Genomic DNA, 14,668 nt, shown 5'->3' with positions numbered 1-14,668 from the left:
GAGGGCATGCAGGACGCGGTCTTCGCCGACCGCGCAAGGCATTGGCAATGCTGTGGTGTCCGGGGCTGCCGCCCGAAGCCATTCACCAATGAGAACGGATGACCTGCGCAAATAATTAGTCGACTGCCCTGCGCATCAACCAGGCCAAGGCGCGACAGCGTGTCGCAGTTCTCACTCTGCACCTTTGAGGAGCATTAGTTCTCTTTCTCAATTGACAATCATTATCATTCAACCTAATTTGTCGCTCGATGTGTAGGGCGGCCCCGGCCTTCTTGTCGTCCCACTAACCTATTGGCAGCAAGGTGATCTCCATGACGGAACAAGCGTCCACAAGCAGGTGCGAATCGCCGCTACTTCAGGCATTCGTCGACAATCGACTGATACTGGTCAAGATTGCAGCGCGCATCACCGGCTGCCGCTCGCGCGCTGAAGATGTGGTCCAGGACGCGTTCTTCCGCCTGCAATCGGCGCCGAACATCACCTCCTCGTTCAAGGCGCAGCTCAGCTACCTGTTCCAGATCGTGCGCAACCTGGCGATCGACCACTACCGCAAGCAGGCACTGGAGCAGAAATACTCCGGCCCTGAAGAAGAAGGCCTCAACGTGGTCATCCAGGGCGCCTCACCGGAAACCTCGCACATCAACTTCTCCACCCTGGAAAACATCGCCGACGCCCTGACCGAACTGCCAAGCCGCACGCGTTATGCCTTCGAGATGTACCGCTTGCATGGCGTGCCGCAGAAGGACATTGCCAAGGAGTTGGGGGTGTCACCGACACTGGTGAACTTCATGATTCGCGATGCGCTGGTGCATTGCCGGAAGGTGTCGGGGAGTCGGGCGGATACGTTTGCCCAGCGTGAGGCTTGATCGTTGGATCAATAAAGCCATTCTGAAATTCGGGACGAATCAGTCGCCCTGCAGCAAACCTGAGCTGTATTCGCTGAAACTGCTGCCAAGCGCACTGCCCTGGAAATTCAGTTTGCCGGGGGTGTTGCTGTGGCTGGGGGTAAAGCCCGCAGACGGCTGGCAGTCTTCGGAATAACAGCTGTGGGTACTCGTCCCCGAACAGGCGCTCAACAGCAAAGCGCTGGCGATTAGCGCGACTTTGATTTGGGTTGAGATCATTTTTCAGATTCCTGTGGGGAGGCATGACGGTTTGAGCTGACGCCTCCATCCTAGGCCGCTGACCCATCGCCTATAATGAAACCTGAATGAGTGACAGGGTTCGTTCAGGACCGGTGGTTTTGCGCACAACTCTCCCGACGTCCGTCAAACCTGCCCCCTCTCCCAGACTTATGTATTAAAGACAGCTGTTTTCCGGGAGCTTACATTCGCTCACCGGCAAGGACGCATTTCAACCAGACACTCACGCCGAAGGCACTGAGTAAAATGCGTTACATAGTCATCCTCCTCATAGTCATCATCTTCGCCACCCTTGCGTTGGCGTTGTATGGTTGGTATCGCCACCTGCGAGACGATGAAGATGACCTTGTTTAGCCAGCGCTCCTTTGAGCCTCTATCATCTCCAGCAACCGGCCAAATCTGTGCAGAAAAGACAATGATTTATGTCGAGACACACCTCGCGACAGCCTGTTGATTCAAGCGGGCACCTGACGGTGTAAGATGCCCGACAAACGTCCAACATCGAGGCTGCCATGACTGGGATATCCCTGGACCTGCCGGAAGACCTGTCGAATTCTCTCGTCGAACTGGCCAAGACAAACGGCCAAACTGCAAGCTACCTGGCGATGGATGTTCTGCGCGACTATATCGAGCACGAAAGGACCTTGACCGCACAGATCGAATTGGCGGTAAAGGAAGCTGACGAAGGCAATTTCGCCAGCGAAGACCAAGTGGCGGCGATGCGCGCTCGGCGCTGGAGTCGGAATGCGGGTTGAGTGGCTGGAAAAAGCACTCAAAAACCTGGAAGACGAAGCCAACTATATTGCTCTTGAAAATCCCAAGGCCGCTGACGACTTTTCCGATGCAATTTTCGCCAGTGTAGATAAATTGGCTCAGTTTCCGGCCATGGGCCGTGAAGGGCGAGTCAAACAGACGCGCGAATGGGCAGTACCAAACTGGTCCTATCTAATTCCTTATCGCGTGCGCGGCGATCGCCTTCAAATCCTCGGTGTCTTTCACACTCGACAACGCCCCCGCACCAAGTGGTGAAGGTAGAGGACTTCGTCTTCCCAACACCTCCTGTTCATCCGTAGTCAGCGTGAAGTATCACTGAGTGTTTTTAAACACGCGCTCAACTGCCGTTGAAAACGTAATTGATTACGGCGTTTCCGATGGTTGTCAGAAAGCGCAAGACTCACCAAACCCCCAATCCTGATAAACTCCCCCACCTCCCAGCCTCACCGATTCCAGATCCCCAATGTCCGTATCCAACGCCACACCCGCCCCGCTCTCCCGCCGTTTCTCCGTCGCCCCGATGATGGACTGGACCGACCGTCACTGCCGTTTCTTCCTGCGCCTGCTCTCCAAGCACGCGCTGCTCTACACCGAAATGGTCACCACCGGTGCCTTGCTCAACGGCGATCACGAGCGGTTTCTGCGGCACAACGAGGCCGAGCATCCGTTGGCGTTGCAGTTGGGTGGCAGTGTGCCGCTGGACTTGGCGGCGTGTGCGCGGATGGCGCAGGAGCATGGGTACGATGAGGTGAATTTGAATGTGGGCTGCCCCAGTGACAGGGTGCAGAACAATATGATCGGCGCGTGCCTGATGGGGCATCCGCAATTGGTGGCCGATTGTGTGAAGGCGATGCGCGATGCGGTGTCGATTCCGGTGACGGTGAAGCATCGGATCGGGATCAATGGGCGTGACAGCTATGAAGAGTTGTGCGATTTCGTTGGCACGGTGCGTGATGCCGGTTGTACCAGTTTTACCGTGCATGCGCGGATTGCGATTCTGGAGGGGTTGTCGCCGAAGGAGAATCGCGATATTCCGCCGCTGCGTTATGACGTGGCCGCGCGGTTGAAGGCGGATTTCCCTGAGCTGGAGATTATTCTCAACGGCGGGATCAAGACTCTGGAAGCCTGTCACGAGCATTTGCAGACGTTCGACGGGGTGATGCTCGGGCGTGAGGCTTATCACAACCCTTATGTGATGGCCGAGGTGGATCAGCAGTTGTTTGGCAGCACCGCGCCGGTGATCACGCGCGCCGAGGCGTTGGCGCAGTTGCGGCCTTATATCGCCGCGCACCTGGACGCTGGTGGCGCCATGCACCATATCACCCGTCATGTGCTGGGGCTGGGCACCGGGTTTCCGGGGGCGCGCAAGTTTCGCCAGTTGCTGTCGGTGGATATCCACAAGGCGAAGGATCCGCTGGCATTGCTGGATCAGGCGGCCGGCTTGCTCGAGGGGCGTTGACCGCCCCGTTGTCTCAGCGTTTGGGCAAATCGATGGTCACTTTCAAGCCGCCCCACTCGCTTTCCTGCAGCAGTAGCTGCCCGCCCCAGCTGTCGACGATGTCGCGCACGATGCCCAGGCCCAGGCCGTGGCCGTCGGTCTGTTCATCCAGGCGGGTGCCGCGGCTGAACACCTGATCGCGCTGGTCCTGGGGAATGCCCGGACCGTCGTCTTCCACGCTTAGCTCAAAGGCTTGTGCGGTTTCGACCACGCTCAGGCGAACTTCGGCGTCCGCCCATTTGCAGGCGTTGTCCAGCAGGTTGCCGAGCAGTTCCAGCAGGTCCTCGCGGTCCCAGGGCAATTGCAGGCCGGTGGGCGCGATGTAGCTGAGGTGCAGGTGGTCGCCGTGAATCATGTTCAGGGTGGCGAGCAATCCCGGCAGTTCGGCATCGCAATCGAACAAGGCCCCGGGCAATGCGTCGCCGGCCAGGCGGGCGCGGTTGAGTTCGCGGTTGAGTCGCAGGCGGACCTGTTCCAGTTGATCCTTGAGCACCTGGCGCAGTTGCGGGTGGGCGTCGAGTTGCTCGCTGGAGGCCAGGCTCAACAACACCGCCAATGGGGTTTTCAGGGCGTGGCCGAGGTTGCCCAGGGCATTGCGCGAGCGCTTGAGGCTGTCTTCGGTGTGGGCCAGCAAATGGTTGATCTGGGTCACCAGCGGTTCCAGCTCGATCGGCACCTGGTCGTCGAGTTGCGAGCGCTGGCCCTGTTGCAGTTGGGCGATCTGTTCCCGGGCCTTTTCCAGCGGGCGCAGGGCGCGGCGCACGGTGAGACGTTGCAGCAGCAGGATCAGCAGCAGGCCCGCCAGTCCCAGGCCGAGGCCGATTTGCTGCATGCGCTGGAAGCTCTCGCGCACCGGTGTGTAGTCCTGGGCCACGCTGATGGAGATCGACTGCCCCAGGCGTCGATAGTCCGAACGCAGCACCAGCAGCTGCTGGCCTTCCGGGCCCAGTTGCAGGTTGCTCTCCAGGCCCGGGCGTTCGAGGCGTGGCAGTTCCTGGTCCCAGAGTGAACGGGAACGCCAATGGCTGTCGGCAAAGTCGATGCGAAAATAGTGGCCGGAAAACGGTCGCTGATACGCCGGCGACAGCAGCCGCTCATCCAGTTGCAAACCCTGGGGGCCGCGCACCAGCGCCACCAGCAGGTTTTCGCTGTCGTTGCGCAAGCCGGCTTCGAGGTAGCGCTGCAATCCCACTTCGAACAGCCACAGGCTGGTTTGCGCCAACACCAGGCCGACGATCACCATCACGCTGATCAGGCCCAGGCTCAACCGGCGCTGGATCGACCTCACCGGGCTTGCCCACCCAGCAGGTAACCCTGACCGCGACGGGTTTCGATCACGTCGCGCCCGAGTTTGCGCCGCAGGTGATTGACGTGGACTTCCAACACATTGGAATCGCGCTCGGTTTCACCGTCGTAGAGGTGTTCGGCCAGGTGGCTTTTGGAGAGGATCTGTTCCGGGTGCAGCATGAAGTAACGCAACAGGCGAAACTCGGCGGCCGTGAGCTGGATGTCGGCGCCGTCGCGGGTCACGCACTGGCGCCCCTCATCCAATTGCAGGCCGGCGGCTTTCAGGGTCGGTTGATTGACCTGGCCGTGGGAGCGGCGCAACAGGGCCTGGATGCGCAGTTGCAGTTCTTCGGGATGGAAAGGCTTGGTCAGGTAGTCGTCGGCGCCGGCCTTGAGGCCTTCGATGCGTTCGGCCCAGGAACCACGGGCGGTGAGGATCAGCACAGGTGTCGCCAGGCCAGCGGCGCGCCACTGCGCCAACACGTCTAGCCCGGGCAGCCCCGGCAGGCCGAGGTCGAGGATGATCAGGTCGTAGGGTTCGGTGCTGCCCTGGTGCACTGCATCGCGGCCGTCAGCCAGCCAGTCCACGGCGTAGCCTTGGCGATTGAGGCCGGCCAGCAGTTCGTCGGCCAACGGCACGTGGTCTTCCACCAGGAGCAAACGCATGGGTCAATCTTCCTTGTCTTTGAGTAAACGGCCGGTGGTGGCGTCGATGTCCAGCTCGCGGACCACCCCTTCGCTGGTCAGCAATTCGACTTCATAAATGTAGACGTCGTGTTTTTCTTCGAGCTCGGCTTCCAGCAGCTTGGCCCCCGGATAACGATCCAGCGCTTGTTGCAGAAGCTGCTCGAGCGGCAGGATCACGCCCTGTTGGCGCAGGCGCAGGGCCTCGTCCTGGTCGAGGTCGCGAGCCATGGCCACCGAGCAGAAAACCAGCAGCGCCAGGGCCAGGCGGCCGCTGGCGCGTCGATGGGAAAAGGATTGCAGCGTCATTACCTGTCCTGATGATCCTTGAGAATCTGCCCGCTGACCGCGTCCAGCTCCAGGTCCCACTCGATGCCCTGCGGGTCGCGCAGTTCAATCTGGTAGATGTACTTGCCGTACTCTTCTTCCAGTTCGGTTTCGGTGACGGTGGAGCCTGGGTGCTTGGCCAGCGCAGTGGCATTGAGCTTCTCGAAAGACACAATGGTACCAGCGTCGCGCAGCCTCAGGGCTTCGTCGGGCCCCAGGTCGCGCGCCTGGGCGAGGTTGGCGGTCAGGCCGATGAGCGATGCGAGGAACAGGGCAGTAAAGGATCTCATGGGTGTCTCCGTATTTTTTATGTGTTGCTTACGGAGGTCACCTTAGCGAAACGAACTTAATTGAAACTGAATTGCCATCATGCACAACTATTGTGCCAGTACTTCATCCGCCCGGCCGCCCTCGCGCTGGATCACCAGGTGGATGAAGTGCAGCTTGGCGATCACCGCGGGTGGTAGCACGAAGGGGTAGAAATCCGGCTGGCCCATGCTGCGCGACAGCTCATTGAGCATGCCGGCCAGTTCGATCCAGGCATTGACGAATGACAGGAAGGCAGCGCCGCCGGGGTGCTGCGGATCGTAAAGGGTGCTGGAGGGAAACGGCTGGTAGTCGAAGTCCATTTCCCGCGCGCTCATGCCAAAGCCGAGCGCGGTGTCGACGGCGTCCATCATGTGCAGGTAGTGAGCCCAGGTTTCCGCCCAGTCTTCCCAAGGGTGCATGGTGGCGTAGGCGCTGACGTACTGCTGCTGCCAGTCGAGCGGCGCGCCTTGCTGGTAATGCCGTTCCAGGGCGTCGGCGTAGCTGGCGCGTTCATCGCCGAACAGGTCGCGAAAGGGTTGCAGCCAATCGCTGTTGGCAATCAAGCGGTCCCAATAATAATGCCCGACTTCGTGACGGAAATGCCCGAGCAAGGTGCGATAGGGTTCGTGCATCTGCACTCGCACCTGTTCGCGGTGGGCGTCGTCGGCTTCCTTGATGTCGAGGGTGATCAGGCCGTTGGCGTGGCCGGTGGTGGGTGCCTTGCCTTCGAGGTCGACGCCGATGACGTCAAAGGCCAGGCCGGTTTCTTCGTCCTGGGTTTTCGGGATGACTTGCAATCCAAGGCTGAGCAGCTGCGCGATCAGGCGACGCTTGGCGGTTTCCACCTTGCGCCAGCGCTCGTGGTTCTCGGCGATGGATAAATCGGGGATGGTACGGTTCAGGCTGCAGGCGATGCACAGGGCATCGTGGTGGTTTGCCGCTAGCAGCCAATTGCAGGCGGCTGGGGAATCGAGGTTGGCGCAGCGACGGAACACGCCGGCACCAGGGTCGGCATCGAGCAGCCAGGTGTCGGGTTGCACGCCCGGTTGCAGCGAGGACAGGCGACTCTGTTCCGGTTGATAACCCAGGGCTGCGGAACACGCCAGGCACTGGCTGTTGCGAAAGAACAGCGACTGGCCGCAACGACAGGGCCAGATCTTGCTGTTGCGCGAGCTTTCGCCCATGAAGGGTGCCGCGATGCGCGAAGTGAGCTGTTCGAAGAAGCGGTACATGAGCGATCTCTCCCTGGGGGCTTGCCAAGACTAGATCATGGCTGGGGGGTGATCGTTCCCGGTTTCTTGTGGTGGGGTGGAGATCGCCTTCGCTGGCAAGCCAGCTACAGGGGGATGGGGGTGGATCATGCGCTTTTTGGTGGGGCTGCTGCCGTCTTCGCTGGCAAGCCAGCTCCTACAGGGGGATGGGGGTGGATCATGCGCTTTTTGGTGGGGCTGCTGCCGTCTTCGCTGGCAAGCCAGCTCCTACAGGGTTGTGGGGTTCTGTAGGGGATGGCTGCCGGCAAATGGCGTTATACGGTTATGCCTTGTTTGCTCAGGAACTCGACGAATGCTTCTTCATCCAGCACTTTTAGCCCGAGCTCATTGGCCTTGGTCAACTTCGACCCCGCCCCCGGCCCTGCGACCACGCAGTGGGTCTTGGCCGATACGGAGCCGGCCACTTTGGCGCCCAGGCTTTCGAGTTTGTCCTTGGCCACATCGCGGCTCATCAGTTCCAGCGAACCGGTGAGCACCCAGGACTGGCCGGCCAGCGGCAGGCCTTCGACGACTTTCTTCTCGCTCTGCCAGTGCATGCCGAAATCGGCCAGTTGCTTCTCGGCGTCCTGGGCCAGTTGGCGATTGGCCTCGACGGCGAAAAACTCGCGAACCGAGGTGGCCTGCTTCTCGGGCAAGGCCTGGCGCATGTCCAGCCAGTCGGCGCTGATCACCGCTTGCAACGTACCGAACTTGTCAGCCAGTTTCTGCGCCCCGCCCGGCCCCACGGATGGAATGTGCAGCTTGTCGAGGAAACCGCCCAGCGTAGTGCTGGCGGCAAACTCGGCGCCCAGCTCGCCCTGGTCCTGAATCTGCAGACCGTGCTTGAGCAGCTCGGCAATCACCTGCTGGTTGTGCGCGTCTTCGAAGAAGCTGTGAATCTCGTGCGCCACTTCCAAGCCGACGTCCGGCAGGTAGGTCAGCACTTGCGGCAAGGCCTGCTGCACCCGCTCCAGCGAACCCAGGGAACGCGCCAGCACCTTGGCCGTCTCTTCACCAACATCGGGAATGCCCAGGGCATAGATGAAGCGTGCCAGGCTCGGTTTCTTGCTGTCGGCGATGGCACTGAGCAGCTTGTTGCTCGACAGCTCGGCAAAACCTTCAAGGTCGACGATGTCTTCGAACTTCAGGGCGTACAGGTCGGCCGGTGAACTGACCAGGCCTTCATCGACCAGTTGTTCGACGCTCTTGTCGCCCAGCCCTTCGATGTCCATGGCCCGGCGGGAGACGAAGTGAATGATCGCCTGCTTGAGCTGCGCACCACAGGCCAGGCGCCCGACGCAGCGATACACCGCGCCTTCGCTGACGGTCTCGCGGCCCTTGCTGCGTTTGACCAGCTGGGTACGCTCGACATGGGAGCCGCACACCGGGCACTGCTGCGGGATCTGCACCGGCCGGGCGTCTTCCGGACGACGTTCGTTGACCACTTGCACCACTTGCGGAATCACATCGCCCGCGCGGCGGATGATCACTGTGTCGCCGATCATCAAGCCCAGGCGTGCCACTTCGTCCATGTTGTGCAGCGTTGCATTGGCCACGGTGACACCGGCGACCTTGACCGGCCGCAGGCGCGCCACCGGCGTCACCGCGCCGGTGCGACCGACCTGGAACTCGACGTCGAGCAACTCGGTGAGTTCTTCCATGGCGGGGAATTTATGGGCGATGGCCCAGCGCGGTTCGCGGGCGCGGAAGCCCAGTTCACGCTGGGAGGCGATGCTGTTGACCTTGAACACCACGCCGTCGATTTCATAGGGCAACGCGTTGCGGCGTTCGCCGATGTCGCGGTAGTAATCCAGGCACTCATCAATGCCCTTCGCCAGTTTCAGCTCATGGCTGATGGGCATGCCCCAAGCCTTGAGCTGCTGCAGGTTGCCGATGTGGGTATCGGCGATGTCCGCAGACACCTGGCCGATGCCGTAGCAGCAGAACTCCAGCGGACGGTTGGCGGTGATCTTCGAATCCAGCTGGCGCAGGCTGCCGGCCGCGGCGTTACGCGGGTTGGCGAAAGTCTTGCCGCCGACTTCCAGTTGCGTGGCGTTGAGCCGCTCGAAACCGGCCTTGGACATGAACACCTCGCCGCGCACTTCCAGGGTCGTCGGCCAGCCGCTGCCGTGTAACTTGAGCGGGATGTTGCGTACGGTGCGCACGTTGACGCTGATGTCTTCACCGGTGGTGCCGTCGCCGCGGGTGGCGCCGCGCACCAACATACCGTCCTGGTAAAGCAGGCTGACCGCCAGGCCATCGAGCTTGGGTTCGCAGCTGTATTCCACCGCCGCGCCAGCGCCGAACAGGTCACCGGCCGGCAGGTCCAGGCCTTCGGTCACCCGACGGTCAAACTCGCGCATGTCGGTTTCTTCGAAGGCGTTGCCCAGGCTGAGCATCGGCACTTCGTGGCGCACCTGGGTGAAGGCCGACAGCGCCGCGCTGCCGACCCGCTGGGTGGGCGAGTCGCGGGTGACCAGGTCGGGATGGGCCGCTTCGAGGGCCTTGAGCTCGTTGAACAACCGGTCGTACTCGGCGTCCGGGATGCTCGGCTCGTCCAGTACGTGATAGCGATAGTTGTGCTGATCCAGCTCGGCGCGTAGCTCTAGAATGCGGTCTTGGGCGGCAGTCATGGGTGGTCTCTCATAAAGCAAAAGAGCAGCCGAGGCTGCTCAATTTGTTGATGCTGTACAAATCATTGTAGGAGTCCGGCTTGCCGGCGAAGGCGTATTTGAAATCGCCTTCGCCGGCAAGCCGGACTCCTACAGGGTGTGGAAGTCGCCACACACTGCTGGTTTTAACGTTTTTGGGTCAGTGCGCGACGTTCGAACTCGACGATGCGCTGACGGTAATGCTCGATCGTCTGGGCGGTCAGTACGCTGCGCTGGTCGTCCTTCAGTTCGCCGTTCAACTCTTGCGACAATTTACGCGCTGCCGCCACCATCACGTCGAAGGCCTGCTTCGGATGACGCGGGCCTGGCAGGCCGAGGAAGAAGCTTACCGCAGGGGTGCTGAAGTGGTCGATGTCGTCCAGGTCGAAGACGCCAGGCTTGACCGCGTTGGCCATGGAGAACAGCACTTCACCATTACCCGCCATGCTTTCGTGACGGTGGAAGATGTCCATTTCACCAAAACGCAGGCCGCTTTCAAGAATGTTCTGCAGCAGTGCCGGGCCTTTGAAGCCGGCAGGATCGCGGCAGATCACGCTGATGACCAGCACTTCTTCGGCTTGCGGCTGTTCCTTGTCGCTGACCGATGGCGCGGGCTTGGTGTCATCCGGGAAATCGTCGTCACGGCTGCTGAAGCTCGGGCCGCCATCCAGGTCCAGGCTGAGGTTCATGTCGCCCTGGGAAGGCTCACCATGGCCACGCTTGCCGCGCTTGGAGCCCGAATCATGGGACTCACGGGCCGGCATGCTCACCGACGGCAGGTCGTGCTCGTCCAGTTGCGGTTCCTTGTGCGTATCCAGCACGCGAGACGGGCCCAACAGCTCGGGGCTGGTGTCCTCTTCGGGCAGGTTGGACAGGCTCCGGTCAAGACGGAATTTCAGTTTTCCCTTGCCGCCGCGCATACGGCGCCAGCCATCAAAAAGAATACCGGCAATGACAATAATGCCGATGACGATCAGCCACTCGCGCAGACCGATTTCCATGTAATCCCGTGCCTCTATAAAAAATGCTGAAAAATAAGGGGCTTACATTCTGTAAACCGCTTTAAAACGTGGCGCCAACTCTATGTTCTGACAGGCGTTTTGCCCACGTATACGAAAAATTGACATTAAACTAGCACGACCAAAGGCAACTTTACACCGTCTGGCACCTTGGTCCCGCGAATATGTCGATTGGCCAGCAAGTCGGCATGGCTAATTGAGTCCCACTGCAAAAAAATCCCCCCTGAAAGCCGCGCCTCAGGCATCCACCATCGCCATGGCCTCCTCGACATCCACCGCCACCAGACGCGAGCATCCCGGCTCGTGCATCGTCACCCCCATCAGTTGATCGGCCATTTCCATGGCGATCTTGTTGTGGGTGATATAGATGAACTGCACCGTCTGCGACATCTCCTTGACCAGTCGTGCATAGCGTCCAACGTTAGCGTCATCCAATGGCGCGTCCACTTCATCGAGCATGCAGAACGGCGCCGGGTTCAACTTGAAGATCGCAAAAACCAGGGCCAATGCGGTCAGGGCTTTTTCGCCACCGGAGAGCAAATGGATGGTGCTGTTCTTCTTTCCGGGCGGCTGCGCCATGATCGTCACCCCTGTATCGAGTAGATCTTCGCCCGTCAGTTCCAAATAGGCGCGGCCTCCACCGAAAACTTTTGGGAAAAGTGCCTGTAAACCGCCATTGATCTGATCAAAGGTATCTTTGAAACGGTTTCGAGTTTCCTTGTCGATCTTGCGAATCACGTTTTCGAGCGTATCGAGCGCTTCGACCAGATCGTCGTTCTGGGCGTCCAGGTAACGTTTACGCTCCGATTGTTGCTGGTACTCATCGATGGCCGCGAGGTTGATCGCGCCCAGGCGCTGGATTCGCGCGGCAATGCGCTCGAGTTCTTCCTCGGCGGCTTTCTCGCTGGCCTCGGCGGTCAGCGTGGCCAGCACGCCGTGCAGGTCGTAGCCGTCTTCGAGCAACTGGTCCTGCAACGCCTTGCGCCGCACGGTCAGGGCTTGCCATTCCATGCGCTGTGTTTCCAACTGGCTGCGAATCAGCTGGGACTGTTGTTCGGCCTGGTTGCGGCGTTTCTCGGCCTCACGCAGTTCGCGGTCGGCATCTTCCAGGGCGATCTGCGCGGTCTTGAGCTCTTCGTCGACGGTCATGCGCTTGTCGAGCAGTTCTTCGAGTTTCAGGCGCAACTCTTCCAGCGGCGCCTCGCCCTCTTCCAGGTTGAGGCTCAATTGCTCGCGTTTTTCCGTCAGGCGCTCGGCCTGCATTTCCAGGCGTTCCAGGGCCTGGCGCGTGGAATCGTGCTGGGCCTTGAGCGAGCCCAGGCGCACCGCCAGTTGATGGGCGTGATCCTTGTGCTGGCGGGCCTCCTGGCGCACCCGATCAAGCCGCTCGCGCAAGCTGTCGCGCTGGGCCAGCAGCAGTTCGCGCTGCTCGGTATCCAGGGCCATGGCGTCGAGGGCTTCCTGCAATTGCAGGCGCGCTTCGCCGATGTTTTCGTGCTCCAGGGCGCGTTGCTCGCCCAATTCCTCGATTTCTTCGTCAAGGCGGGTGCGCCGCAGGGCCAACTGCTCGGCCTTGGCTTTGCCGGCCGATAGCTGGGCCTTGAGTTCGCCTTGCTGACGGGCTTCGTCTTGAAGCAAACGACGCAAGTGTTCGCGACCGTTTTCCTGCTGACGCTGTTGCGCCCGCAGGTTCTGCAATTCGGTTTCCAGGGTCTCGACCGCCGCCTCGCGCTCTTCGCGCTCCAGGCCCAGTTTCTGGATTTCCTGGCCACGGGCGAGCATGCCGCTTTCTGCTTCACTGGCCCGGCGTACCCGCAGGAAGTGCCGACCGACCCAGTAGCCGTCGCGGCTGATCAAGCTCTGGCCCGCGGCCAACTGGCCACGCATGGCCAGCGCTTGCTCCAGGCTCTCGACCGGCTTGACCTGGCCCAGCCACGGCGACAGATCGATCTGTGCCTCGACCTTGTCGAGCAGACTGCCGGGCACCCGCTGGCCATCGCTGGCCGGGCTGAGCAGGCGCAGGTCGCCTTGGGCAAAGCTGGACAGGTCAAAGTCGTTGAAGTCATCCACCAGCACCGCTTGCAGGTCGGCGCCGAGAACGGTTTCCACCGCCAGTTCCCAACCCGCTTCAACCTTCAGCCCTTCGGCCAGGCGCGGGCGATCCGCCAGATGCTGCTCGCGCAGCCATTCGGCGGTGCCGGTGCCCGGATCGAGCGCGGCTTGCTGCAGGGCTTCGAGCGAAGCCAGTCGACCGTTGAGCCGCTGCAGATCGCCCTGGGCCTGTTGCTGCGCCGTCAGCGCGTGCTGCAATTGCTGGCGCAGTTGCTCGAGCTTTTCGACCTGAGCTTCTTCACTGGTCTGCAAATCCTCGAGGGTCGCCTCGGATTCGGCAAGCTGCTCGCTGAGCGCCATGATCGCCGCATCTTCCGGGTCCGCCGAGAGCAAGGCGCGCTCCTCACCCAAGCGTTTCTGCCGATCGGCCAGGCGCTCCAGGCTGGTTTCCAGTTGCTGGATGCGCGACTGCTGGACTTCAGACTGGCGCCGGGGCTCGGCAGCGCTCAGGTTGAAGGTGTCCCACTGCTCCTGCCAGGCGTGCATGGTGGTTTCGGATTCTTCCAGCGTGGCGGCGGCCTCTTCGGCGGCAGCGCTGGTGACTTCCTGCTCCGGCGTGAGCATGTCCAGTTCTTCGCCGAGGGTCAGCAGCAGCGTGCGGTCGTGGCCCAGGTGCGACTCGGTCTCCAGGCGCGCGCGCTCAGCTTCTTTCAGGTCGTCCTGCAACTGGCGCAAGCGCTGCTGCCCGTGCTGGATGCTCTGTTCGACCCGGGCGATGTCGCCGCCGACCGAATAGAAGCGCCCCTGCACCAGATTGAAGCGCTCGGAGAGGTCGTGATGGCCGTCGCGCAGGCGCTCGATGCTGGCATCGGCGTTGCGCTGTTCGGCCACCAGGGCCTCGAAACTGATTTCCTGGGTGCCGATGATTGCTTCGCGCTGGCCGACCTGTTCGTTCAGGTCCTGCCAGCGCAGGGCCGACAGTTGCGCCTTGAGCTGACGCTCCTCGCCTTTTAATTCCTGATATTTCTTGGCCGCTTCGGCCTGGCGGTGCAAGCGTTCGAGTTGGCGTTCGAGCTCTTCGCGCAGGTCGGTCAGGCGCTCGAGGTTTTCGTGGGTACGGCGGATGCGGTTTTCGGTTTCGCGCCGACGTTCCTTGTACTTGGAGATCCCCGCCGCTTCTTCGATGAAGTTGCGCAAGTCTTCAGGCTTGGATTCGATGAGCTTGGAAATCATCCCCTGCTCGATGATCGAGTAGCTGCGCGGACCGAGGCCGGTGCCGAGGAAGATATCGGTGATGTCGCGCCGGCGGCATTTGGTGCCGTTGAGGTAATAGGTGGTCTGGCTGTCGCGGGTGACTTTGCGGCGAATGGAAATTTCCGCATAGGCGGCGTATTCACCGAGCAATGTGCCGTCGGTGTTATCGAACACCAGCTCGATGCTCGCCTGGCTCACCGGTTTACGGCTGGTCGAACCGTTGAAGATGACGTCGGTCATCGACTCGCCGCGCAGGTTCTTCGCCGAACTCTCGCCCATCACCCAACGCACGGCGTCGATGATGTTTGACTTGCCGCAACCATTGGGTCCGACCACCGCCGCCATGTTGCTGGGGAAGTTCACCGTGGTCGGGTCGACGAAGGATTTGAACCCCGCCAGCTTGATGCACTTTAGCCGCACG

General features: G+C 61.1%; 13 protein-coding genes. 4 read left to right on the top strand and 9 right to left on the bottom strand.

Translation table 11 applies throughout. The features are described 5' to 3' along the window. The first annotated feature begins 311 nt into the window (after nt 1-311). Complete coding sequence (locus tag BKX96_RS23500) at nt 312-866, top strand: RNA polymerase factor sigma-70 (protein WP_077185583.1); 555 nt, start codon at nt 312-314, stop codon at nt 864-866. Nucleotides 867-905: 39 nt separating this feature from the next. Here BKX96_RS23500 and BKX96_RS23495 read toward each other — a convergent pair whose 3' ends face one another. Then, nucleotides 906-1,124 carry a hypothetical protein gene (locus BKX96_RS23495; protein WP_077185582.1) on the bottom strand — a complete coding sequence of 73 codons (219 nt, stop codon included), beginning with the start codon at nt 1,122-1,124 and terminating at the stop codon, nt 906-908. 530 nt (nt 1,125-1,654) lie between these two features. On the opposite strand from BKX96_RS23495, the gene BKX96_RS23490 reads away from it, so the two are divergent. From BKX96_RS23490 to dusA, 3 genes are all read left to right on the top strand, one after another. Continuing rightward, nucleotides 1,655-1,897, top strand: coding sequence for a CopG family ribbon-helix-helix protein (locus BKX96_RS23490; protein ID WP_046816216.1), 243 nt, complete (start codon nt 1,655-1,657; stop codon nt 1,895-1,897). Further along, entirely contained in the window at nt 1,887-2,171 is a 285-nt protein-coding gene (locus BKX96_RS23485; RefSeq protein ID WP_046816215.1) for a type II toxin-antitoxin system RelE/ParE family toxin, read from the top strand. Before BKX96_RS23490 ends, BKX96_RS23485 begins: the two co-directional genes overlap by 11 nt. Nucleotides 2,172-2,379: 208 nt before the next feature. After that, complete coding sequence (dusA, locus tag BKX96_RS23480) at nt 2,380-3,375, top strand: tRNA dihydrouridine(20/20a) synthase DusA (RefSeq protein ID WP_046816212.1); 996 nt, start codon at nt 2,380-2,382, stop codon at nt 3,373-3,375. A gap of 13 nt (nt 3,376-3,388) precedes the next feature. Here the strand turns inward: dusA and BKX96_RS23475 are convergent, their stop codons facing one another. From BKX96_RS23475 to smc, 8 genes are all read right to left on the bottom strand, one after another. Beyond that, nucleotides 3,389-4,702 carry a sensor histidine kinase gene (locus BKX96_RS23475; protein ID WP_046816211.1) on the bottom strand — a complete coding sequence of 438 codons (1,314 nt, stop codon included), beginning with the start codon at nt 4,700-4,702 and terminating at the stop codon, nt 3,389-3,391. Next, entirely contained in the window at nt 4,699-5,367 is a 669-nt protein-coding gene (locus BKX96_RS23470) for a response regulator transcription factor (protein WP_046816210.1), read from the bottom strand. Before BKX96_RS23470 ends, BKX96_RS23475 begins: the two co-directional genes overlap by 4 nt. A gap of 3 nt (nt 5,368-5,370) precedes the next feature. Next, nucleotides 5,371-5,694 carry a PepSY domain-containing protein gene (locus tag BKX96_RS23465; protein WP_077185581.1) on the bottom strand — a complete coding sequence of 108 codons (324 nt, stop codon included), beginning with the start codon at nt 5,692-5,694 and terminating at the stop codon, nt 5,371-5,373. Next, complete coding sequence (locus BKX96_RS23460) at nt 5,694-6,002, bottom strand: PepSY domain-containing protein (RefSeq protein ID WP_046816208.1); 309 nt, start codon at nt 6,000-6,002, stop codon at nt 5,694-5,696. The genes BKX96_RS23465 and BKX96_RS23460 overlap by 1 nt, the downstream gene beginning before the upstream one ends. 87 nt (nt 6,003-6,089) lie before the next feature. Beyond that, on the bottom strand, nt 6,090-7,253 hold the full coding sequence (locus tag BKX96_RS23455) for a zinc-binding metallopeptidase family protein (RefSeq protein WP_077185580.1): 1,164 nt from the start codon (nt 7,251-7,253) through the stop codon (nt 6,090-6,092). A gap of 293 nt (nt 7,254-7,546) precedes the next feature. Then, nucleotides 7,547-9,904 (bottom strand): NAD-dependent DNA ligase LigA, encoded by a 2,358-nt coding sequence (gene ligA / locus BKX96_RS23450; protein WP_077185579.1) that lies wholly within the window; start codon nt 9,902-9,904, stop codon nt 7,547-7,549. A gap of 164 nt (nt 9,905-10,068) precedes the next feature. Next, nucleotides 10,069-10,923 (bottom strand): cell division protein ZipA, encoded by an 855-nt coding sequence (zipA, locus tag BKX96_RS23445; RefSeq protein WP_077185578.1) that lies wholly within the window; start codon nt 10,921-10,923, stop codon nt 10,069-10,071. 255 nt (nt 10,924-11,178) lie between these two features. Continuing rightward, nucleotides 11,179-14,667 (bottom strand): chromosome segregation protein SMC, encoded by a 3,489-nt coding sequence (smc, locus tag BKX96_RS23440; protein ID WP_046816202.1) that lies wholly within the window; start codon nt 14,665-14,667, stop codon nt 11,179-11,181. Nucleotide 14,668: the final 1 nt, after the last annotated feature.

The sequence above is a fragment of the Pseudomonas putida genome, assembly GCF_001976065.1.
Lineage (GTDB): Bacteria > Pseudomonadota > Gammaproteobacteria > Pseudomonadales > Pseudomonadaceae > Aquipseudomonas > Aquipseudomonas serbica.
Note: the sequence above shows the minus strand (reverse complement) of the source record. Positions and strands in the feature narration are given on the sequence as shown.

Bases quoted from the DNA above. Each gene is read 5' to 3' on its own strand.
- BKX96_RS23500 (WP_077185583.1), top strand. From the start codon at position 312: ATGACGGAACAAGCGTCCACAAGCAGGTGCGAATCGCCGCTACTTCAG.
- BKX96_RS23495 (WP_077185582.1), bottom strand. From the start codon at position 1,124: ATGATCTCAACCCAAATCAAAGTCGCGCTAATCGCCAGCGCTTTGCTG.
- BKX96_RS23490 (WP_046816216.1), top strand. From the start codon at position 1,655: ATGACTGGGATATCCCTGGACCTGCCGGAAGACCTGTCGAATTCTCTC.
- BKX96_RS23485 (WP_046816215.1), top strand. From the start codon at position 1,887: ATGCGGGTTGAGTGGCTGGAAAAAGCACTCAAAAACCTGGAAGACGAA.
- dusA (WP_046816212.1), top strand. From the start codon at position 2,380: ATGTCCGTATCCAACGCCACACCCGCCCCGCTCTCCCGCCGTTTCTCC.
- BKX96_RS23470 (WP_046816210.1), bottom strand. From the start codon at position 5,367: ATGCGTTTGCTCCTGGTGGAAGACCACGTGCCGTTGGCCGACGAACTG.
- BKX96_RS23465 (WP_077185581.1), bottom strand. From the start codon at position 5,694: ATGACGCTGCAATCCTTTTCCCATCGACGCGCCAGCGGCCGCCTGGCC.
- BKX96_RS23460 (WP_046816208.1), bottom strand. From the start codon at position 6,002: ATGAGATCCTTTACTGCCCTGTTCCTCGCATCGCTCATCGGCCTGACC.
- BKX96_RS23455 (WP_077185580.1), bottom strand. From the start codon at position 7,253: ATGTACCGCTTCTTCGAACAGCTCACTTCGCGCATCGCGGCACCCTTC.
- ligA (WP_077185579.1), bottom strand. From the start codon at position 9,904: ATGACTGCCGCCCAAGACCGCATTCTAGAGCTACGCGCCGAGCTGGAT.
- zipA (WP_077185578.1), bottom strand. From the start codon at position 10,923: ATGGAAATCGGTCTGCGCGAGTGGCTGATCGTCATCGGCATTATTGTC.